The sequence below is a fragment of the Amycolatopsis sp. NPDC031561 genome (assembly GCF_055580625.1).
The window spans coordinates 106923-127719 of record NZ_JBVILA010000017.1; the positions used below are offsets into that span (position 1 = coordinate 106923).

Sequence of the window (20797 nt, forward strand, 5' to 3'; positions counted from 1 at the left end):
TTAGATTGCTCGAAGACGCGGATGACGGTCCGGCTTCGGCGCGGAAAGGTGTGCACTCAGCAGATCTCCTGCATCCTGGATCAATGTCAAACTTGGGTGAAGATATCGCTGGGTCGTACTAAGTGAACCATGACCCGCAATTAATCGGAGGACATGGACCGGAACCCCTGAGTCAGCTAGCCAGGTAAGCCCGGTGTGTCGGAGGTCATGGCGCCGAAGGTGCTCGTATCCCAGTTTGGTAACCACCTCGTCCCAGTGAGTGGCGTCTCGAAGAATCGCCGTGGTCACACACCCACCGCGCGGTCCCACGAATAATCGGGCCATTGGGTCAGGGCCAACGGCGTCAAGGCGGCTGACGACCAATGGACGGATCTCTTCGATCAGTGGCACTTTGCGTGCCCGGCGGCCTTTCGTGGAGGTGTTCAGCAACCCACCTGGGCCGGGTGTCGTCTGCCGACGTACGGTCCAGATCCAGCTATCACGGTCGATATCGCAGGCCCGGATGCCAGAGACTTCACCGATTCGTGCAGCAGTGCACGCTTTGAACTTCACAACATTGCCCCAGCCTGCGAAGTTGTCAGCCGCACGCGCCACAAGTGCACACGCAAGGCGGTCCAATGTCTCCCAATCCGGAAGGGCAAGCGACCGCGGATCGTCGAGTTCGTCCTCGGCCAGCCGAAACTCGCGTTGCCAGCCGGTAATCCTGGCCGGGTTCCTGTCGACGAGTCCATCGCGAAACGCTTGTTCCATGACTCGGACTAGCATTGCCAAACTGTTCTTGATCACTGATTTGGTGCATCCATCCGCAATCCAGCTCATTGCCGCGCGATCGACCGCGCCATATGTCACCATCTTGACGGGGATGTGGCCGAGTGTGGGCTTCACACGTTTACGCCAGCCCGCCAAGTATGGGTCAGTCGTCTTTGCGGCCAGCCCTCTTAGCGCGAGGGAAAGATTTAGATCGCCGTACGAACCGAGCGGCATCGTAGCGACATCTGGGTTGAGGCCGCCGGCGGCGAGCTTGCGCATCTCGTCGCACCAACCCTCGGCCTCTTCGCGGGACGCTTGCGATCGCGACAGTGAACGGCGCCTCTTCGTGACCGGATCCGTCCAACGAACGCGTGCCCGGAACGGTTTCGCTCGGTCTTCCAGTTCTTCGACGTCGACAGCGAGTTCGATGCCAATCGGCTGACTGATCTCGTTGCTCTGGCTCTTCTCGATGTTCATCCGGGCGCTCCTGGTGCTGATTCATCCCCGGACGTGCCGGGTTCTTTACGGCCGACAGGCCGCTTTTCCTTTGCCACCCTCAAGTGGGGGCCTCTTCGTCCATCCCGTCGACCTGGCGTGAGCCCGATCAAGTCTGTCAAGGGGGCGCTTTCCTGCGGTGGTGGGCGTGTGTGCGGTGTGCCCCCTTGACAGGCTTGATAGCCCTTGTGGAGGTCGATGGGATGGACGACAGGCACGCACGGACGTAACCGATCATGGTTTCCCGCCCATCCCGGAGACCTGCCCGTCCGGCGAAGACATGTCTTTTCTTCTGTCGCCGCGAAGCTGGTCGTCTGCGCGGTCCGGGTTCCGCCTGTTTGGTGGCGGTTCTTGTCGGTGGGCGGTGTCACCATCGTGGGTATGGAGCTGACGGGACAGGATTTCGACCGGATTCCTCCCAGAAACCTGAACGTCCCCGTGGTCGAGTTCGCTCGGCTGTGGCTGACGGCCGAGCGGGCGCTGGACGCCGAGCCGACCAGCTGGCGGTACTTCGGGATCGCGCAGACCTGCCGGTGGCTGGCTCGGGCCACCGTGCGTTCTTCAACCGGCCGGACGTACCTGGCGGACGCGCCGGTGACAGGCCGGTTCGGCACCGCGTACGCCGAGACGATCGAGGCCGAGGTGCTGGCCGCGGCGAAGCTGCTCGGCCGGGATCCGGAGCCGGCCTGGCTGGCCGCGCAGCCGGGCTGGCTGTTGGCGGTGCACGAGACGTTCGCGTGGGCGTGGCACCGGTCGGGAGAACCGCCGATCGCGGTTCCCGAACCGGTATCCAGCCGGGGTTGAAGCCAGTTCACCAGGCCACCTCCGCGTCGTCGTCGACGCTGGCAGCGGCTTCGGTCGCGTCGAGGGTGTTGCGGCGGTGCATTTCCGCGACTTGGGCTTCCTCGGCGGCGCGGCGGGCGTCGGCGGCTTCGCGGGCCTGGACCTCGCGCAGTGCTCGCTGGGCGTGGTCGATCTTCTCGGCGGTCTCGGCTGCTGAGGGCACTCGGGTTTCCGTCGAGTGCTTGACGGCGGGTTCCCCGGTTGCCACTTCTCGTACGTCTGCCACAGCCGTTTCTGCGGAATGGACGGTCTCCTCGGCCGCCTGTTCCGTGACGGTGGCGAGGTCGTCGGCGCGCTGTTTCGTGACATCGGTGAGGTCGTGTTCGTCGGTGACGTCGCGGTAGGCGTCCTCCTCTTCGGTGTGCTGGTTGTGGACGTCGAGCCATTCGTCGGCGGTGACCAGCTCTGCCGGTTCTGTGCCGACTGCTCGTTTCGACAGTTCCTGTCGGGCGCGGTCGGCGGCGGCGCGGGTTTCGGCGGTGTGGGCGAGCCACAGCCCGCGTGCCTCGTCCGCAGCTCCCAGCTCGGCCGCTCGGCGATCGAGGGTGTCAGCCAGGGCATCGGCCTCAACTGCCTCCTGCAACAGCCGCTGCCGTTCCGTCTCGTCGGTGGCAGCGTCGGCTTCGGCGCGGCGCATGGTCGCGTCCCGGCGGCGGGTGTCGCGGGCCTGGTGGGTTCCCGCGAGTTCGTTGCCGACGAAGTCCGGGCCCCACGGTTCTTCTCGTTCCCACGCGCGCACGCGCATGAGCAGGCGGCCGTCGGTCATCTCCTGTTCTGCCAGACTGGATTCGGGCTGGCCGAGTGCGCGCCACGCGGCCCGCCACGACGCGTAGGCCTCGGGTTGTCCGGCCTGCGGTGCGCGGCCGAGCGGTGTCGTCGCGTCGTCGTGTCCGGTCAGTTCGCGGTGTGCGGCGACGACTGCGGCTCGTTGCACCCATTCGGCGCGGGCCTCGGTGTGCTCGGGTACGGGCCCGAACGCTTCGAGTGCCCACTGTTGCGGGTTCTCGGCCAGCTGGCGGCCCAGCTCGTTGCGGCGGCCGTCGGCGGTGTTGGCGAGGTCCCGCAGGTAGGCGGCGATCTGCGGGTCGTCCACCTTCGGGAGCCAGTCGGCGTAGGAGTCGCCGGAAGGGTCGAGGCGTACGGCCTTCTCGATCCGTCCGTGGAGCACATTGGACAGTTCCCGCGCTCCAGCGAAGTCCCGCGCCGTGACCGCGTCGTCCAGGACCTGCCGCGGGTCATGACCGGCGAGCTCGGCGCGGCGCAGCAGCCGCGCGAGCGTCGGCCCGCCGTCCTCGGCCGCGATCCTCGCCCTTTCGGTGCCGGTGAGCTTCCCCTTGGCGACGAGGTCGTCCAGCCAGCGCGCGGTGCGTCCGGCGGTGGCCATCTCGGTAGCGTCGGCCAGAAGCTCGGCCGGGGTGCTGATCGCCTCGTTTGCGGCGGCGGCCTCGGTGGCCTCCTGCAACGCGGAGCGCTGCGGGCCGGTGCCCTCGAACGCTTTCGCCAGCACCGCAGCAGGCGTTCGGCGGACGGCGTCCGCTGCCGCGCCGTCGGGCGCGTCCTTCGGCACGGCGACCGTGGCCACGTGCGCGGTGTTGCCGTGCCTGCCTCGGGTCAGGCCGACGTAGAGGGCTTCCTGTCCGGTCGACTCGCTCACCACGGCGTGGCTGGTGTCGACCGTGAGCCCCTGGGCGCTGTGGACGGTCGAGGCGTAGCCGAGTGTCACGTGCTCGTCCACATAGGAGCCGGGCAGCGTGATCCGCTGACCCAGCACCTCACCGACGCCGTCCTCACGGCCCAGCACGCGGGCCACGACCAGGCCGCCGTCCTCGCGGGTGTCCAGCACCCGGTACTGCTTGCGGTTCACCGGAGCTTCCCCGTTGCCCTCGAACCCGACCAGGTTCCACCCGTTCTTGCGAGCCTGGACGAGGTCCCCGACTCCGGCCCAGGTGCCCTGCTGCCCCAGCGGCACCCCGGACTCTTCGACCTTGCCCAGTCGCACGAGTTCGTTGCGCAGCTCCGCGCACAGGTGCGCGGCCTGCTCGTTGGTGTCCACGATCAGAATCGAGTGCTTCCCCGCCACAGTGTCGGCGAGCCACGCTTTCCCGGCTGCGGTTTCGGCCTGTTCGCGGGTGCCGGAGTCGATCAGGCGTCCGTTCTTGTGGTAGTCCTCCAGGGCAGAATCGTCACCGTCCCGCAGCCGCAACGACGCGGCCTGCTCCCACTCGGCGGCGAACCGGCGGACGTCGGTGAGTTCGTACGCCGCGCCCGCGTCGGCCATGAGTTCCATGCCGCCCCCGGCGCCGACCGCCGCGAGCTGGTGGTGGTCGCCGGTCAGCAGGAGTTTCGCCCCGGCCCGCTCGACGTGGTGGTGGATCTTCGCCAGTGAGGCGGTGTCGGCCATCGCCGACTCGTCCACCACTACCAGGTCCCTGGCGGCCAGTCGCCACGCCTCGTGCTCCGGGTGCGTGCTGCCGCCTTCGAGGCGCTCTTGCGCGGTCAGCCACCGCGCGATGTTCCGCGCCGTGAGCCCTTCGGCGGCGAGGACGTCGGTGGCGACCTGGCTGGACGCCAAGCCGACCACGCGGCGGGACTGCCCGTCCCAGAGTTCGTTGTCCTGCCACGCTTTCGCCAGCGCGCCGACGACAAAGGACTTCCCGGTCCCGGCCGGTCCGACCAGCGACTCGACCGCCGCGCCGGAGGTCAGCACGCCGCGCACCGCGGCGGCCTGGTCCGCTCCAAGCACCACGCCCGCGTCGGCCAGCGCGGTCACGAACCTGTCCACTCCGGACACGTCCAGCGCCGGAGCCCCGCCACGAGCGGTCGCGGCCACCAGGGCCCGTTCAGTGTGGACGTGTTCCGGTGTCGCGTAGAGCTTGCGGCCCGGTGCTTCGTACACCGACTCGCCGTTGGCGAGCTTCAGGGAATCCGGCAGCACCGCCGTTCCGGGCCGGTCGGTCGCCAGCGGAGTCGCCAGCTTCAGCCCCTCGGCGGTCAGAGTGTCGAGCAGTTGGGCCACCTGGGCGCCGTCGAGTTCGCCGAGATGGTCAGGCAAGGCGTTGCTGATCGAGCGAGTCAGGTCCGGCGCGTTCCACCCGGACTTCTTCGACTGCACCTCGGCCAGCGCGGTCTTCAGCACATCCTCCGGAGACCACGCTGTAGCGTCGCGCGGACCGTGGTCGAGGTCGAGGACCTGCCGGGCCACGCCGGCCAGCCCGTCGGCGACCTCGGCGCGCAGCTGCCGATCCCAGCGCTCCAGACGTTCCTCCGTCGTTTCCCCGTCATGCGATTTGGCCTTACGAGTGGCGAACGTCGCCTGCTGCTGCAACCTGTTCAGCTCCAGCGAGTTCGGCTCACGCCCGAACTTGACCTCGAACGCCTCAACCAGACTCGCGGTCTTCTTCGTGATCGCACGACGGCGCGAGGAGAACAGATCCATCACCGGCTGGTCGATCCCGACAACCTCGCGGGACTTGCCATCCGGCCGGGAAGCGAACCGCACCCCCAACGCTCGCGACAGGTGTTCCTCCATCGTGCGCTCGCCGACCGCCGCAGCCGCACCGCGATACGCGTACAGGGCACGCCCATCGAGGGTGCGCCACTCGCCGTCGCTGCCCTGCACGCGGTTGAGAATCGCGTTGTGGATGTGCAACTGCGGATCGTGGTCGCGCGAGTCGTGCTGAAAGAACGACGCCACCACCAAGTCGTGCGCGTCGATGTACCGCCCAGCCGCGCCACCATGATGTCCGACCCGGGAATACCCGGCGTGTTCAGACAGATAGTCCAGGCTCGCGCGGTTCCCGGCCCAGATCGCATCCTCCACCGCGTCGCGGTGCGCCCGCCACGACTGTGCGGCGGCCGTCGCATCCTCCCGCTGTCGTGCGAGTTCCGCCAACTCGTCCGGGCTCGTGCCCGACGCCGTGGCGGCGGCGAGCGTATCCGACAGTCGTTCAGCCGTCCGTTCAGCGCGAACCTGCTGCGCCTCGAACGCGGTGTGCAGCACCGTCACTGACTTCTGGACGCTGAACGTGGCGTCCAAAAAGGCCACGTTCTGCCGCGCGGACTTGCTTGCCTCCAGTCGCAACTCCTCGCGGCGTTCAGGAGTCGCGTGCGGCTCCTTGTCCAACGCTGCCGCGTACAACTCGTCCTCCGTTGGATACTTCCGGCCCGTGTGGCCGAGAGTGGACGCCTCCGCCCACCGCGCTGGATCTTTGAACGCCTCGTCGCGCGGGTCGACGAACTGCTCGTAGACCGCGCGCATGTCCTGCTCGTCGACGAACCCGGTGAGGCCGAGTTTGTCGGCGCCGCCGCCGTACCAGCGGCCCGGAGGTTCACCGGCCGCCACCGCGTCCGTGTAGTAATTCTCCCGGCCCTTCGCGACCTCGTCCGTCAGGTACTTCACCGAGTAGCCGTTGCCGATCGACAGCATCAGCACCCCTCCCCAAGATCATTTAGCGACAGTCGAAGATCAACAACGGCGGCTGCTTTTCCGCGCGCCCGCCAGGGCGCAGCGGCCCATCGGATCGTGATGCAAAGGTGTGCCTTCGTTCTTGGTTCTTGGGTTGTCTTCTGAGGTGAGGTGCTGATGGGTGTCTTGGTCTGAGTTGGTGGCTTGCTTGATGGTTCTTCGGTGGTGGGTGCTGTTGGGGTGCTGAGTTCTGGTTGCTGGTGGTGGTGGTGGTTTTGAGGGTGAGTGGTTGTAGGGCTTTGGCTGGCAATGAAAGGCGCTTGGGTGTTCCAGGGGTCTGAGTCGATGGCGAGGTGGCTGAGGACGCTTTGAGGCGCGTTGAGGGCTGTTCGCGACGGAGACAGGTCGGCAGACAAGGCAGTAGCTGTTGTGAAGAGGTCCCAAGCCTTAGGCGCTGTGGTCGAGCGACTGCGCGCCGCCACCGCCAAAGGTCGCCTGGGCTGCTGCGGAGACTGGACAAACGAGGCCGCGACGGTCGGACGTCCAGCCGTCACCACCGCATTGGACGCGTTCAACCGAACAGGCTGTACACCTGAGGACTGGACGCGTGCCGTTGTGGACGACTGGACGGTCTCCGACTGAACGTCCGCAGTGGACAACACGTACCTGTTCATCGACGCTCCCCTTCGGCGCTCGGCACGTCCATCGGTGCGGTGGGGACCGGCAAACCGGCGCGCTGCGCGAGGTGCGCCACGATCACGGCCAGCTGCTCGACTTGCTCGAACAGATCCGGCACCGCCTCGGCCACCACCCGCAGCGCGCGAACCTCGCCGCGCAGCTGCGCCACCTCCGCGCACCCGCAGCCCGCCGACACGTCCTCACTGATTTCCGGGCCGGGCACGGCTGGGCGGGCAGCCTCGGCGCTGGGCGTCTGTTCGGTCGTCATGACGCCATCTCCAGTCCGTGCCCGGAGTCCTGGGCGTCATCGTCGGCACGGTCCTCGGCCTGCCACCGCGCCAGCCGTTCGGCCTGGTCGCCGTCCTCGTCCACCGCGCCGCCGTTCGCGCGTTCCATGGCCGCTTCCGCCTCGCGCACCGCGTCACCCGACGCCCGCACCGACGCGGCCACCTTCTCGCTGACTTTGCGGGCCGTGTCCCGATCCATGCCCGGGTGCTCGTCCGGGTCCATCCCGATCCGCAGCTCGCCCTCGCCCAGACACATCCCGCACGCCGTGCCCGGTGCCGACCACGGCTTACGACCCGGCACCCCGACACACGACGGACACGGCACGCACACCAACCCGTCGTCCTCGACCTGAACAGCGTCCGTGCCCGTCGATAGCATGGGCTTGCTCGTCGCCTCGGCCTGCTCGGCCACTGCCGCCCGGTTCACGTCACCCTCCATCGACGCTCGCTGCGCCGGAATGTCGACGGCCGCCTCGGGCCTGTCGTCGTGCTCCTCGACCGTCCGCTCGGCCTGGTCGCGCATCTCGGCCAGCACGGTCGCGGTCGTCCCGGCGGACACCCCCGCCAGCTCCGCCAACCGGGCCGCGGTCGGCAGGTCCCCGTGTTCGGCCACGTACTTCCGCAAGGCCGCGCGTGCCGCGTCCCGCTTCCGCTGCGGCCACGGCCCCTTGTCTGCCTTCGCTGTTGTCTTGTGGCCGTTGCGGACTCCGTAGGCGTACGAGGAGTCGACAGCGACACCCCGCTCGGCCAGCCACGCCAGCGCCTCGGGCACGTGTTCTCCGGTCTCGCGCAGCGCTGCGCGCACCGCGTCCGCCTTGCTCAACCCGGCCAGCTCAGGCGCCACGGGCGGCTCCTCGACCAGGTCGGCGAGTTCGGTCCGCAGCCGCTTACGAGCGGTCGAGCACGCCGTCACGATCGCCGCCGCGCTCGTCCCCGCGACCTCGGCGGCCTGGGCTGGGTCCAGCTCGTCCAGGAACCGCAGCTGCATTCCGCGCCGCTGCGACCGCGTCAGCCCCGCCAGCGCGGACACCATCCGCGGCGACAACGGCGTGGCCTCGCGCTCGGCCGCCACCACACCTGTGTCGTCACGAGTGGGTGTGATGCGTGCGACGTCCGCAGCGGCCTCGGCGGCCGACAGCTGCCCGAACCGCTCCTTGCGGCTGTGATCGATCAACGCCCAACGGGCCACCCGCCCGCACAGCCACGCCCCCACCTCGGTCGTGTCCGGGTCGAAGTCCGCCGCCATCTCTGGCGCCCGCAGGAACGTCTCCTGCACCACGTCCTCGACATCAGCCTGCTCGGCCATCCGGCCCGCCAGATACCGGCGGACCCGCTCCCGGCCATGCCGATACAGGTCCCCGAGCGCGTCCGCTTCTCCGGTTCGGAGCCTGGCCACCAGCGCTGCCGCTTCGTCCTCGGTCAGCTCCCCGAACCCAGCGGCAGGCCCGCGAGCTGTTGACGTGGTCGACATCAGGCCGCGTCCGTGAGCTGAGTCTGGGCCGCCGTGTCCTCGGCGGCGCGGTCCTCGGCATGCCAGCGCGCCAGCCGCTCAGTCAGCTCCCCGTCCTCGTCCACCGCGCTGCCGTTCGCGCGTTCCATGGCGGCTTCCGCCTCGCGCACCGCGTCCCCGGAACGGCGCACTTGCTTGGCCAGCAACTCATTCGCTGAGCCATCGGCGGACGAGTCACCGTCGGCGCGGACGGTGTCAAGCGCGGCTCGCGCGTACCGACGCAAGACCCCGGTCTCCAGAGTCAGCTGCTCGATGGTCGGCAGCTCGCCGTGCGTCTCGCGGAACCGTCGGGCCGCATCGCGTACCTGGTCCATCTTCGTCGGTCGCTTGGGCCGCGCCGGCCGGACCGCTTCGGCCGCGACCCCGGCGGGCGGCGGCCCGAACATGCCACTGCGAACGTTGCGGATGTGGCTCGGCGACACCTGCACGCCGTGCTTGCGCAGCCACGCCGCCACCTTCGGCACGTCGTCCTCGCCGACCGCACCGAACGCCTCGTACACCGCGTCCTTCTTGCTCAACTCCGCGACCCACGACCGCGCCGCAGGTTCCAGGTCGGCAAGTTCGGTCCGCAGCTGCGCACGGGCGCGGTGGCAGCGATTGGCGATCGTCTCGGCACTGACCCCCGCCGCGCTCGCGGCGCCATCACTGGACAAGCCGTCGAGATACCGCAGCTCCACACTCTGCCGCTGCGTCGGCGTCAACTTCTCCAGCGCCGCAGCCACCCGAGCCGACAACGGCTGTGACTCGCGCTCGTCCGCCGACTCCGCCGGTTCCAGCCGGGAAACACGGATCGTCTCGTCCACCGCGGCGTTGTCCCGCCACCGCCGCTGCCCATCTGCTGTCAGCGCATACGAGGCGAGGCCGCACAGCCACGAACCGACCCCGCTGGCGTCGTCCGGCCCGGCCTCCTTCGCCCTCTCCGGCAACCGCAGGAACGCGTCGTGCACGAGATCGTCCACAACGGCCCGATCCGAGATCCGGCTAGCCAGATACTTGGTCACCGCCACGCGCCCGTGCTGATACAACGCGCCCCACGCGGCCCGGTCTCCCGACGCCGCACGGGCCATCAACCCCCGCGCCTCGGCCTCACTGAGACCACCCAAGCCCGGCGCGTACCCACGCTCAACGGTCGTGGTGATCACCGCGACCACCGACTCTCATACCCCGAGTCGCCGACGCGGTCAGTCGTGCACCCTCGCTCGCCGAGCCAGTCCCTGGCCTCCTCGACCACAGCCGTCAGCCACGCGACAACAAACTCCAGGCACTCGACCGGCCGCGCAGCTGTGTCGGCGAACCACCTGGCCTCTGTGCCGTTTCCGCGCCCGCGCATCAGGCCACGTCCTCGGCTGCGTCCTCCAAGCCCGGCGCCTGCGTCACCGCGGCCAACTCGCACGTGGCGAGGTAGATCTCGAGTGCGTCACCCGGAATCCGAACCGCACCCTTCCCAGTGCCGACCCGGCGCGCACGCAGCGCGCCCGTCTCCACTGCCCGATAAATCGTGGCCGCCGACACCGCCAGGCCATCGGCGACCTCTCGAACCCGGTACGACCGGGTAAGCTCAACCTGCATCGTTTCTCCCAAAGTTCCGGTGCAAGCCCCGGTCGGTGTTCCAGCACTGGCCGGGGCGTCTTGCTGTTCAGCAGCAGTTGCGGCAAGGCCTGCAACAACAGCGACGTTAGCTAGCTCAGTCAAGAGAGTCAATATATCTAGCAAACCGACAGACTTAGGCGACCTGGCTGTACTGTCTGCAACATGGGACAACCCGATGTGAATCGACCCGGTCCGCCCTACCTGCAAGTCGCCGAGTCATTGATCAAGGCGATCCGTAGCGGTCAGTACGCGCCGGGCGATGCGTTGCCGAGCTACAAGGCCCTGGCAGAGGAGCACGGCGTTGCCGTTGGCACAGTGCAAAGCGCAATCGGCCGCCTCCGAGAGCAAGGCGTGATCACGACGCGTCACGGGACCGGCTCGACTGTGCGCGCTGATCTCGACGTAACAACGCTCGGCAGTGACACCCAGGACGTCGATTACTGGCCGGAAGTCATGCAATCCCTGAAGGAGATCGCAAGCCGACTTGCAGCAATCGAAGCCAAGCTCGAAGAGCGAGATTGAAGGAGGCGGAGCACGCCGATACATGTCGCCGCCGATGGGCGGGTGCCCCTTTTTGCAGACTGACGTCGTTGCGCTGGTGTCGCGGATGTCCATGTCACCAAGGTCTCAACTACGCAGAGCGCACGACAGTGTCACCAATAGTGACAGTCGGGTGATGTGGTGATACGCGAACATCACCACCGCATCACTGCTGACATCCCCGAAGAAGTGACACACTGGAGACGTCGGGTGCCGATTAGGCCGGGGAGGTAGAGCATGGGCGACGGTCAGCCGAACTGGGCTCGACGGATTCGCAGCATGCGGGAGGCGCGGGGCTGGTCGCAGGCCGAGGCTGTCGAGCAGATGCGCCGACACTCGGACAGAGGACTTCCCGATCACGACAACCTGCTGCGTCGCTGGAAAGCCTGGGAGCTTGGCGAGAACAAGCCTGGCGGCCACTACGCACCCCTCATCGCTGCCACTTTGAACACGGCAACAAAGGCCCTCTTCCCACCTGAGGTGCCCCGCAGCGACGCAGCAGAACTGCTCAGCGCGACGGGAATGGACACACTTGAAATCGTTAGCCGACTTCAAGCCTCAGACGTGAACGACTCGACTCTGCAAGCAGTTCGAATTACCGTTGACCGACTGTGCTCCGAGTACGCGCGTCAACCCCCATTCGAGCTGATCACCGAGGGACGACAATGGTTGCGCCGACTTGTGGAAATGCAGGAGCAGCGGTTGAACTTCCGACAACGACGCGACACCCTTGAGCTTGCCGGTTGGCTCGCGCTGCTGGTGGGCTGCCTTGAGTACGACCTCGGCGACCGTCGAGCTGCCGAGGGCACCCGACAAGCGGCCCTCAGTCTCGGCAAAGAGGTCGGCAGCTCCGGAATCATGGGGTGGGCACACGAGATGACTGCCTGGTTCTCCCTTACCGCAGGCGACTTCAGAGGTGTCCTTGCTGCTGGACAAGCCGGCGAACAGGTCGCCGGAACCCACAGCGTGTCAGTACAGCTGATCGCACAACAGGCGAAAGCCTACGCGCGCATGGGAATGGCCGACGAGATGAAGTCCACATTGGATCGTGGACGCGTGGCGCTCGACAAGCTTGAGTACCCGTCGAACATCGATAACCACTTCGTCGTCGACCCCTCGAAATATGACTTTTATGTGATGGATTGCTTTCGGCATGTCGGCGAGGACCGCCTCGCGAAGGAACTGTCAGAGGAGGTGATCCGAGTAAGCTCAGGTTTCCAGGATCACGACCGCTGGCCGATGCGGATCGCAGAGGCTCAGATTACGCTCGGCGTGACGGCGGCACGCGAGGGCGATCTCGACGGTGCAGTAGCGCACGGACGCCGCGCACTGTCCAACGGTCGACGATCACTACCGTCACTAACGATGGTGTCACGCGACCTCACTAACGTCCTTCAGGAACGTTACCCACGCGAAACCCTGGCCGCCGATTTCGTCGCCGAACTTCGCGAGATTCAGCGTTGACCACACCAGAGTCAACGCCGGCCGCAGGCTCAACTGACGCCGCACTTCACGGGCTCAATCTGCTCGGGATCAACGATCTACAATCTGGACTGGCCCGAGCCCGTGAAGCCCGGAAGCATGTTACCGACGCAGTGCGTTCCATCTTGGGCAATACTACCGAATTTACGCCCCTGCACATGATCTTCGCCGGACTCGCCGCACGCGCAACGAATCTACATAACGCCATCTTGAGGGAAATCGAAGCGGGCGACCCGCACGCGACGTTCACCTTACTTCGTGCCTACGCAGAGACTGCGGCAGCAATCTTCTACCTCAAAGAGCACCCCAGTAAGATCAGCAACTTTTGGCGGGGCCCACAGGTCGGAATTGGTAAGATCACAAACCATGCGTCCAAAAGGTTCGCCAACTTCAAGCACATTTATGGCCAACTGAGCGAATATGCCCATCCGGCTTCAGCGTCGATTTTTGCATCGTTCCGCATGATCAATGACAAGCAGTTTGCCTGGACCACGGCGGCACGATTTAAAGGTGATGTCGAAGCCCTGTACGCGTGTGCATGGCTGGTCGAGCTTGCGGAAGCGACGGGGCATCTGCTCGTGGAGTTAGCACGAGGTTTCGCCGCAAATCGCAGTAAAAACGGCCAGTCGTGAAATAACCACCTGACCGCAACGGAAAATGCGGCCCGCTCGTCATGGCAGCCGGCTGTCGTTGTCCAGCAGCACTAGCAACTCGTTTCGGCGGCCCTCGGTCAACACTAGTTCCTCCACGTGTCGCATCCTCTCGTATCGATGTGCAGTCCTGCCGCTTGACCTTCGGCGTCGGCGGCTCCCCTCTGGCATCTCGACAGGGGCAGTTTAGAGTCGCCGGTCATGCAGACTGCGGTTTCGATCGTCGCCCTCGTGTTGTCAGCCCTGTCGCTCGGCTGGCAGACGTCCACATGGTTCCTGACAGGGGGACGCGTCAAGGTCGAACTGCGAGTCGGCGCTATGCACCAGAACGGGAGCGGCCTCGTTCACGCGGCGGTAGCGGACTGGCGGCAGGCCTTGAGTGTTCACCAGGCCGAGCAGGGTTACCTCCACCCTGTCATTGTGGTCCAGGTCCGCAACGTCGGCCGCTTGCCTGTCACGGTCACTGAATGGTCGGTCAAGCTCGAACCGAAAGGAGTCAGCAGCCGTCCAGTCGCTACGTCGATCGGACCATCACTGCCTCACCGCATGGAACCAGGAACCGAGGAGACTTGGGCCGTCGAACTGGCGGCGGTTGAAGAACTCGTCGACACGTCGGCGAGGGCGTTCAAGATCGAAGGCCCTCTCCACCTCCGTGGCCGGGTCGGCCTCGGAACCGGCAAAACAGTGACCGCGCCGCAACGCTTGCGGATGAGATAGTTCGCCCTCTGCGACGTCGGTGCGCGTGGACCACTTGTGGACCAGTGCCACGGCGATGAGGGCGAAACCTGCAAGTTGAGCAGCTTTACTTGACCGCAGGTGTCACTGTTTTCGCAGGTCACGCATACCGCTAAGTCCTGGGGGTCAAGGGGTCGCAGGTTCGAATCCTGTCAGCCCGACCGGAAGACGCAAGGCCCGTGAGCAGCATAACCACTGCTCACGGGCCTTCTTCGTGATCAAGGTCAGTCGTGAAGTTGATCTTGGATGGCTCCTGTCGGGGCAGGGCGGGCATTGCGCACGACTTCACGGTCCGCGTTCGGAGCTTTTCTTATTGATCGAGTTCGCGACGCGGCCGAGGCGGGCTGAGCCGGATCACCCCGCTGTACGGATTCCCGTTCACGGGCGTCTCGCCGTAGAGGCTCTGGTCGGGTTTTCGCGGTGTCGGCTGAGGTGCCGCCTCTTCGGGGGAAAGCGGTTTGCCGAGTACCTCGTGCATCCTGTCGAAGTCCTTGGACTCCGCGACCAGCGCCGCTCTTTCGGTGCCAGGGGCCAGAACACCATAGGCCTTCAGCAGGTTCAAGTGCTTGTCCTTCGCGCTGGACAACACCATGATCCGGTAGCCCAGGGCCAGCTGCAACACGCCACAGACGACCAGCGAGATGACCAGCGCCGACCCCGACAGGTAATCGTCCTCAGTGGCCACCCATGCTCCGGCGAGTAACACACATATCTGGGCAGGAGCCGTCTGGAGGCTCCTCCAGTAATCGAGCTTCCGCCCGAAGTGCTGCTCGGCGCGCCGATGCTCGGCCTTGACCTGCTCGGGTAGCGGGTACTCGTAGCGGTAAGGCGGACCAGACGGATCCGGGAACTCCTCCACGAGGAGAGAATACGCTCAAGAAAGCACCGTGTGGGCCCTTTTGCGCTGCGCACCACGGCCGTGCGACATAAATGGTCTCAGCTCGCCGCGGTGGCCCTGATCGGGTCGCCAGGGAGGCCCGCGTATGCGGCGACCAAGGACTCGATCTAGGAGCCCGGGGTGCCGGTGACGAACACCGGCACCCCGGGAACCTTTACTTCAGCGAGTTGTCCACTGTGGTCATGAGGGATCCGGTGTCACCCGACATCTCCCATGCCATGACTCCGAGCAGTCCTCTGGTCTTGAGCCAGGCGACCTTCTGCTGGATGGACCAGGCGTCGTCGAAGGTCCACCATTGCCCGCCGTTGCCCGTATAACACGCCGTGGCCACGGCCGCGGTGTCGTGCTGGACGGTGCAGTTCGGGACGCTGGCCAAGAGATTCGCGTAGCCACGAGTACCTGCTTCCTCGGGGAACTGGCCCGGCGCGGCTCCGGTCGCGCTCTGCCATTCGCCCTTCTTGCCGCCGTCCGCGACCCCTTGCCATCCTCGCCCGTAGAAGGCGAGCCCGAGGGTCAGTTTCCGTGGATTGGCCCCGGCGTTGGTGTAGGCGTTGATCGCCGACTCCACACTGAACTTGAAGTTGTACGGGTCGTCCGCGTCGGCGTAGAGGTTCCCCTGATGGCCGGTGCGGTTCGGCTCCCACGAGTTGTCGCTGCCCGAGCCGTGGAAGTCGTAGCCCTGCACGTTGGCGACGTCGAGGTAGTCGAAGATCTTCGGGATCTCCCAGCCACCGCTCACCTTCGCCGGGTCGGCGGGGGTGAACGCCTGCAGTTCGTACCGCTTGCCGGTGGTGGCGCCGTAGGCGTCCATCTGCGTGCGGAACTCGGCCAGCAGGGCCGTCAGATTCGTCTTGTCGTTGGCGCTCCAGTGGTTTCCGGGATGCCCGTCCGGACTGCCCGGCCACTCCCAGTCGATGTCGATGCCGTCGAAGATGCCCGCGGCCGTTCCCGGCCCGCCGGCCCCGCCGTACGCCTTGATGTTCCCCTTCAGGTAGGTGTCGATGCACGACGCGACGAACTTCTGCCGTGACGCGGCGGTGGCCGCGACGTCGGAGAAGTACTTCGAGTAGGTCCAGCCGCCCAAGGAGATGAGAATCTTCAGATTCGGGTTCTTGACCTTGAGCTTCTTGAGCTGGTTGAAGTTGCCGCGCAACGTTTCCCAGCCGGTGTCGCCGACGCCGTCGACGGACTGGGCGGCGGACATCGGCCGTGAGTAGTCGGCTTCCGCGTCGCCCGCGCCGTCACCCTGGTTCGGGTCCTGGGGATTGGACGTCGTTCCCTTGGTGACACCCGAAAGGCAGGTGTGGTTGACCGGGTCGATGTTGCCGAACGCGTACAGCAGATGCGTCAGCTTGCTCGCGGATCCGTTGGTCACCAGGTTCTTGACGAAGAACTGGCGGCCGTAGATACCCCACTGGACGAAGTAGCCGACCCGGGCGTACCCGTTCACGATGTCGCCGGTGCGAGCGCTGACGGCGGCGCTCGCCGCGGAGACGTTGTCGTACCCGTCACGGGCTTTGACCGTGAAAGAGTACGAAGTGGACGGTGAAAGCCCGCTCACCGTCGCGGTCGTCCCGGCCACCGTGGTGACGAGGTCCGCGCCGCGGTAGACGTCGTAGGAGACGACGCCGGTGTTGTCGGTGGACGCGTTCCACGCCAGGGAGACCGAGCTCGACGTGACCGCGGTCGAGCGGAGGTTCGACGGCGCTGTCGGCGCCTGGGTGTCGTCGCCCGGGTTGTTGGTGGTCACCGCGAGCGCCGGGGTGGGCGGGGACTTGGCGTCCTTCCGGTCCTTGGCGACGACGGTGAAGCTGTAGGCCGTGTTCGGCGTCAGCCCGGTGATCCGTGCTTCGGTGCCGGTGACCGACGCCGCCAGCGTGGTGCCCTGGTAGACGTCGTAGCCGGTGACGGGCAGCGAACCCGGTGCCGCCGCGTTCCAGGCCAGCGCGGCGGTCGTGGTCGTCTTGGCCACGAGGCGCAGGTTGGCCGGGGTCGACGGCGGGGCGTCGCCCGAACCGTCACAGTTGGCGTCGTCGATCCGGCACGTGGTCGGGTTGACCGCCGTGCTGAGCCGGAAGGACGGGCTGTACGGGTAGGTCGAACGGCCCGGCGCGAGGGATTTGATGTAGTACGCCGGGACGAGGGTGACCTGGTTGCCCGATTGGGAAACCGTGGCGTTGGAACCGCTCGTGGCGGTCACGCCGGCGGGGAGGGTGAAGGTGATGGACCAGTCGGCGACGGTTTCGCTGCTGGGGTTCGTGACGGTGTACTCACCGGTGGTCCCGGTCAAGGTGAAGGCGGCGCGGAGGCGGCCCGCCGCCATCGCCGGAGTACCCGCGGCCACGAGGAGCCCGGCAGCGAGGAGTGTCACGGTGAGTGCGCTGAGTAGTCGTTTTCTGGTGCGTCTCATGGCGGTTCTCTCCAAAAGAGGCGGCGAGACTGACCTGCTCTGAAAATGGCGCGTGTGGTCTAGACCACAGATGAATGTAGCGCGGCTTGCATAAAAGGTCTAGACCGATTCGTCGGTCGTGAACCTGTTCGGCCCCGGATGCGGACAACAAGTGACACTGACGGACGACGAAGGGCGGTTCATGAGCACATCTGGGGCGGATCCGGGGGATTTGGACGACGCGGAGCTGATCGCGAGGTCGGTGACCGCGCCTGAGTGGTTCTCCGCGATCTTCGACCGGCATGCCGCGCACCTCCACCGCTACCTGGTCAGACGCGTCGGCCCGGCCGCCGCGGAGGACGCGCTGGGGGAGACGTTCCTGGTGGCGTTCCGCAAACGCGAGGGGTACGACACCGAGCGTCGCGAGGCCCGGCCTTGGCTCTACGGGATCGCGACGAACCTCGTGGCGCAGCGGCGTCGTGACGAGGTCAAGGAGCTGAAGCTTCGGGCAGCTCTCGGGCCGCCGCCCGAGGAGGAAGGGCACGCCGAGCGTGTCGCGGATCAGGTGACGGCCGGGGCGATGGGGAAACTGCTGGACTCCGCGCTGGCGGAGCTCGCGGACGGAGACCGGGACACGCTCACGCTGTTCGCGGCGGAAGGCCTGAGCTACGAGGAAGTGGCCGCCGCGCTGGACATCCCGCTCGGCACCGTCCGCTCGCGGCTCAATCGTGCCCGCCGGAAGGTCCGGGAAGCACTGGGGCGCCCGGACAACACGACTTCGAAGGAGATCGCCAATCATGGATGAGCTGAAGCTGATCGCCGAGCGGACCGGATCGGTGCCCCTCGCGGAATCCGCCGCGCTGGCCGCGGCCCGTGCGCGGTTGATGGACGAGATCGCCGCCGCCGAGACGGAAAACGTGGTGCCGCTGAAGAAACGACGGCGCTGGGTCTGGACCGGAGTGGGGGCGGCGGGGCTGGCCGCGGCCATCACCGCCGTCGTAGCGCTCACCCCGGCCGGCCTGGAACCGCCCGCGGCCACGGCGGACCCCGAGGCCGTGCTGCGCAGTGCCGCCGCGGCCGCACTGAAGACACCGGACACACCGCCGAAACCGGACCAGTTCGTCTACACGAAGACCAAGCAGCCCGACGGTGAGCGGGAATCGTGGATTTCGGCGGACGGCACCCGCGACGGGATGATCAAGATGGCGGACGGAAGTTCCTTCCCGCTTCCGGGCTGCCGGAACGGGCAGGCGCAGGTGTACAAGGGCGAGGAGCCGCTCAAGGGTGTCACCGAGCCGTGCACGCCACGGCCCGGCTACCGGGTGGATCTCCCCACCGGCGCGGACGCGATGTTCGCCCACCTCAATGCCGGCAATGCCGATCACAGCGGTGAAAAGGGCGACTACCAGGCGATGGGCAAGGACGTCCTCGCGCTGGCGAACGAACGCTACCTTCCGCCCGCGGTCCGGGCGGCCCTGTACGGCGCGGCGGCCAAGGTGCCAGGCCTGCGTGCCGTCGACCGCACCAAGGACGCCGCGGGCAGGCCCGGTGTCGGCATCACCTGGCCGCTCGGGCCGCATGACGACCCCAAGGTGGCGAAACCGGTCGTGATCGTCTTCGCCGCGGACACTTTCCAGTACCTGGGCACGAATTCGGCCGCCGTGACCGCGTCCGGTGTGGTGGACGCGGTCGGTCAGCGGCCGTAGCGGATCAGCGGCCGGTGAAGCTCGCCTTGCCGGGACCGTCGGCGAGGAACGACTTCACCGCGCCGCGCAGGTCCTCGGTGTCGAAGAGCCCGGCGGCGATCGTCGTGATGTGCTCGTTCGCCTCGGCGACGCCGCCGTGCTCGTAGTGTTCGAGGACCTTCTTGGTGGCCGCGTGCGCCCTGGTCGGCCCCTGCGCGAGGTCGTTCGTGAAAGCGCGGACGGCCTCGTCGAAACCGTCCGCCGGGAGCACGCGGTTCACCACGTTCCAGCGTTCGAGGGTCGTGGCGTCGTAGGTCGCGCCGGTCATCACGAACTCTTTCGCGCGGCCGACACCGGCGCGGGCGGCGAGCCGCTGGGTGCCGCCCATGGTCGGCGTCAGGCCGACGACCCGTTCGACGAGCCCGAACTTGGCCTTCTCGGTCGCGAGGATGATGTCGCAGGCGACCGCGACCTCGAAGGCCCAGGTCAGGCACAGGCCGTGGGCGGCGAACACGGTGGGGAACGGGAGTGCGGCGATCCGGTCGGGGATCGCCAGCATCTCGTCGAAGAGCACCTTCGCCTCGGCCGCGGTGGACTGGGCGTCGAACAGGGAGACGTCGACTCCGCCGCTGACGATCTTGCCCTCGGCCCGGATGATCGCCGCCCGCGGCGGGGTGGCCTCCAGATCGCCGATCGCCTCGCCCAATTCCCGCTGGAGTACCGCGGTGTAGAGGTTCAGCGGCGGCGAAGCGATGGTCAGGACGGCGACGTCGTCCTCGCGGTCGAGGCGGATCGAGGTGGCCAAAACGGGGTCCCTCCGCTAGATCGTTTTCCGTGACCCTAGCCGGAGGCGTCCGCGAGTTCGTCCCATTGGGCCTGTGCTTCTGGTCGCCATTCGACGTGCTGCCGGTGGAAAAGGTCCGCCGCGCGCACGCCGCTCCAACCGTCGGGGAGCAGTTTCAGCGGAAGACGGGGATCGAGGAACGGGAAGCTGCGCCATTCGTGGACGAGTTCGGTCTGCGCGCGCAGGATGCCGTGTTCACCAGAGGGGTGGGTGCCGGTGAAGCGGTCGATGAAGTCCTCATAACGGTCTTTGAGGTCGCTGAGATCCCAGGACCGCGCGACCATCGTCTCTTGATCGCCGACGTCGCCGTACGCGGCGGTGAACGACATCGCCTGCGCGTCGAGGCCGAGTTCCTGCACGATCTGCTGGGCCTCCCGCTGGCGGCTGAGATCCGGGCTGACCCAGACGCCCGCCACCGGCGAACCGAACCCGGCCCACGTCAGGCGGGTGCGGAGCCGGTGCCGGAGATCCCGTTTCGCTTCGGGGACCGAGACGATCAACATCAGCCAGCGGCCGTCCCAGGCCTTTTCTTCGTTGCCGAAGGCGTAGATCCGTTCCGCGCCCTCGGTCATGAGGCGTCTGCCTGGTGGGGTGAGAGACCAGCGCACTCTTCGGCCGACACGTTCGGAGACGACCCAGCCCTCGGCGGAGGAACGGGCCAGCGCCTGCCGCGCGGACTTCTCTTCGATGTCGAGCACGCGCAGCGCTTCGACCAGCGTGGACGTCCAGATCGCCTGGTCACGAGGCAGGACGTACTCGCCGAGGATCGTCATCAGCAGCGACCGCGCGCTGGCATGACTGACTTCCCGCCGCCTGCTCATCGTCGGCCTTCGGGCACCGCCTTTCTGCTGGTGGACGACGGGGACCGGGGTGGCGGAGTCCGCCATTTGCTGTCACCGACCTCAATGCTCGGGGATTCGTTCGGGTCCAGAAGAACAACCAGGTTACCCACGTTCCGTGATCGCTTGGATACTTGCCACTCTTCCGAGGGACCACGAGTCGTTCAATCGGTCCCC

The 20797-nt window shown here is 66.9% G+C and carries 17 protein-coding genes; 7 read left to right on the forward strand and 10 right to left on the reverse strand.

The genetic code is table 11. The features are described 5' to 3' along the window. Complete coding sequence (locus ACZ5IK_RS28820) at window positions 1–1227, reverse strand: tyrosine-type recombinase/integrase (protein WP_465490560.1); 1227 nt, start codon at window positions 1225–1227, stop codon at window positions 1–3. Between the two features lie 399 nt (window positions 1228–1626). Here ACZ5IK_RS28820 and ACZ5IK_RS28825 point away from each other — a divergent pair, with 399 nt between their 5' ends. Continuing rightward, on the forward strand, window positions 1627–2049 hold the full coding sequence (locus ACZ5IK_RS28825; RefSeq protein WP_465490561.1) for a hypothetical protein: 423 nt from the start codon (window positions 1627–1629) through the stop codon (window positions 2047–2049). Window positions 2050–2056: 7 nt separating this feature from the next. Here the strand turns inward: ACZ5IK_RS28825 and mobF are convergent, their stop codons facing one another. From mobF to ACZ5IK_RS28850, 5 genes are all read right to left on the reverse strand, one after another. Further along, window positions 2057–6514, reverse strand: a complete 4458-nt coding sequence (mobF, locus tag ACZ5IK_RS28830) for a MobF family relaxase (RefSeq protein ID WP_465490562.1) — start codon at window positions 6512–6514, stop codon at window positions 2057–2059. Between the two features lie 649 nt (window positions 6515–7163). Continuing rightward, window positions 7164–7439 (reverse strand): hypothetical protein, encoded by a 276-nt coding sequence (locus ACZ5IK_RS28835; protein WP_465490563.1) that lies wholly within the window; start codon window positions 7437–7439, stop codon window positions 7164–7166. Then, a complete protein-coding gene (locus ACZ5IK_RS28840) occupies window positions 7436–8929 on the reverse strand; it encodes an RNA polymerase sigma factor (protein ID WP_465490564.1) in 1494 nt (497 codons plus the stop codon). The genes ACZ5IK_RS28835 and ACZ5IK_RS28840 overlap by 4 nt, the downstream gene beginning before the upstream one ends. Further along, a complete protein-coding gene (locus tag ACZ5IK_RS28845) occupies window positions 8929–10110 on the reverse strand; it encodes an RNA polymerase sigma factor (RefSeq protein ID WP_465490565.1) in 1182 nt (393 codons plus the stop codon). The genes ACZ5IK_RS28840 and ACZ5IK_RS28845 overlap by 1 nt, the downstream gene beginning before the upstream one ends. 187 nt (window positions 10111–10297) lie before the next feature. Continuing rightward, window positions 10298–10537, reverse strand: coding sequence for a helix-turn-helix domain-containing protein (locus tag ACZ5IK_RS28850; protein WP_465490566.1), 240 nt, complete (start codon window positions 10535–10537; stop codon window positions 10298–10300). Window positions 10538–10720: 183 nt separating this feature from the next. On the opposite strand from ACZ5IK_RS28850, the gene ACZ5IK_RS28855 reads away from it, so the two are divergent. From ACZ5IK_RS28855 to ACZ5IK_RS28870, 4 genes are all read left to right on the forward strand, one after another. Beyond that, window positions 10721–11080, forward strand: coding sequence for a GntR family transcriptional regulator (locus ACZ5IK_RS28855; protein ID WP_465490567.1), 360 nt, complete (start codon window positions 10721–10723; stop codon window positions 11078–11080). A 255-nt stretch (window positions 11081–11335) separates the two neighbouring features. Continuing rightward, window positions 11336–12562: a helix-turn-helix domain-containing protein gene (locus ACZ5IK_RS28860; RefSeq protein WP_465490568.1), complete on the forward strand. Its 1227-nt coding sequence runs from the start codon at window positions 11336–11338 to the stop codon at window positions 12560–12562. Further along, window positions 12559–13212, forward strand: coding sequence for a hypothetical protein (locus ACZ5IK_RS28865; RefSeq protein WP_465490569.1), 654 nt, complete (start codon window positions 12559–12561; stop codon window positions 13210–13212). Before ACZ5IK_RS28860 ends, ACZ5IK_RS28865 begins: the two co-directional genes overlap by 4 nt. Before the next feature lie 219 nt (window positions 13213–13431). After that, the gene (locus tag ACZ5IK_RS28870; protein ID WP_465490570.1) at window positions 13432–13947 is read left to right on the forward strand and encodes a hypothetical protein; all 516 of its coding nucleotides are present in this window, start codon (window positions 13432–13434) and stop codon (window positions 13945–13947) included. A 328-nt stretch (window positions 13948–14275) separates the two neighbouring features. On the opposite strand, the gene ACZ5IK_RS28875 is transcribed toward ACZ5IK_RS28870, so the two are convergent. Continuing rightward, complete coding sequence (locus tag ACZ5IK_RS28875) at window positions 14276–14824, reverse strand: hypothetical protein (RefSeq protein ID WP_465490571.1); 549 nt, start codon at window positions 14822–14824, stop codon at window positions 14276–14278. 193 nt (window positions 14825–15017) lie between these two features. After that, window positions 15018–17186, reverse strand: a complete 2169-nt coding sequence (locus ACZ5IK_RS28880) for a glycosyl hydrolase family 18 protein (RefSeq protein WP_465490652.1) — start codon at window positions 17184–17186, stop codon at window positions 15018–15020. Between the two features lie 268 nt (window positions 17187–17454). Here ACZ5IK_RS28880 and ACZ5IK_RS28885 point away from each other — a divergent pair, with 268 nt between their 5' ends. Further along, the gene (locus ACZ5IK_RS28885) at window positions 17455–18057 is read left to right on the forward strand and encodes an RNA polymerase sigma factor (RefSeq protein ID WP_465490572.1); all 603 of its coding nucleotides are present in this window, start codon (window positions 17455–17457) and stop codon (window positions 18055–18057) included. After that, the gene (locus tag ACZ5IK_RS28890; RefSeq protein ID WP_465490573.1) at window positions 18050–18958 is read left to right on the forward strand and encodes a CU044_5270 family protein; all 909 of its coding nucleotides are present in this window, start codon (window positions 18050–18052) and stop codon (window positions 18956–18958) included. The genes ACZ5IK_RS28885 and ACZ5IK_RS28890 overlap by 8 nt, the downstream gene beginning before the upstream one ends. Before the next feature lie 4 nt (window positions 18959–18962). Here ACZ5IK_RS28890 and ACZ5IK_RS28895 read toward each other — a convergent pair whose 3' ends face one another. Both ACZ5IK_RS28895 and ACZ5IK_RS28900 read right to left on the reverse strand, forming a co-directional pair. Then, window positions 18963–19742, reverse strand: a complete 780-nt coding sequence (locus ACZ5IK_RS28895; protein WP_465490574.1) for an enoyl-CoA hydratase/isomerase family protein — start codon at window positions 19740–19742, stop codon at window positions 18963–18965. A gap of 35 nt (window positions 19743–19777) precedes the next feature. Beyond that, entirely contained in the window at window positions 19778–20668 is an 891-nt protein-coding gene (locus ACZ5IK_RS28900; protein ID WP_174720409.1) for a PaaX family transcriptional regulator, read from the reverse strand. Window positions 20669–20797: the final 129 nt, after the last annotated feature.

Bases quoted from the DNA above. Each gene is read 5' to 3' on its own strand.
- ACZ5IK_RS28880 (WP_465490652.1), bottom strand. From the start codon at position 17,186: ATGGCGGCGGGCCGCCTCCGCGCCGCCTTCACCTTGACCGGGACCACC.
- ACZ5IK_RS28870 (WP_465490570.1), top strand. From the start codon at position 13,432: ATGCAGACTGCGGTTTCGATCGTCGCCCTCGTGTTGTCAGCCCTGTCG.
- mobF (WP_465490562.1), bottom strand. From the start codon at position 6,514: ATGCTGTCGATCGGCAACGGCTACTCGGTGAAGTACCTGACGGACGAG.
- ACZ5IK_RS28885 (WP_465490572.1), top strand. From the start codon at position 17,455: ATGAGCACATCTGGGGCGGATCCGGGGGATTTGGACGACGCGGAGCTG.
- ACZ5IK_RS28890 (WP_465490573.1), top strand. From the start codon at position 18,050: ATGGATGAGCTGAAGCTGATCGCCGAGCGGACCGGATCGGTGCCCCTC.
- ACZ5IK_RS28900 (WP_174720409.1), bottom strand. From the start codon at position 20,668: ATGGCGGACTCCGCCACCCCGGTCCCCGTCGTCCACCAGCAGAAAGGC.
- ACZ5IK_RS28860 (WP_465490568.1), top strand. From the start codon at position 11,336: ATGGGCGACGGTCAGCCGAACTGGGCTCGACGGATTCGCAGCATGCGG.
- ACZ5IK_RS28825 (WP_465490561.1), top strand. From the start codon at position 1,627: ATGGAGCTGACGGGACAGGATTTCGACCGGATTCCTCCCAGAAACCTG.
- ACZ5IK_RS28850 (WP_465490566.1), bottom strand. From the start codon at position 10,537: ATGCAGGTTGAGCTTACCCGGTCGTACCGGGTTCGAGAGGTCGCCGAT.
- ACZ5IK_RS28820 (WP_465490560.1), bottom strand. From the start codon at position 1,227: ATGAACATCGAGAAGAGCCAGAGCAACGAGATCAGTCAGCCGATTGGC.
- ACZ5IK_RS28835 (WP_465490563.1), bottom strand. From the start codon at position 7,439: ATGACGACCGAACAGACGCCCAGCGCCGAGGCTGCCCGCCCAGCCGTG.
- ACZ5IK_RS28840 (WP_465490564.1), bottom strand. From the start codon at position 8,929: ATGTCGACCACGTCAACAGCTCGCGGGCCTGCCGCTGGGTTCGGGGAG.
- ACZ5IK_RS28855 (WP_465490567.1), top strand. From the start codon at position 10,721: ATGGGACAACCCGATGTGAATCGACCCGGTCCGCCCTACCTGCAAGTC.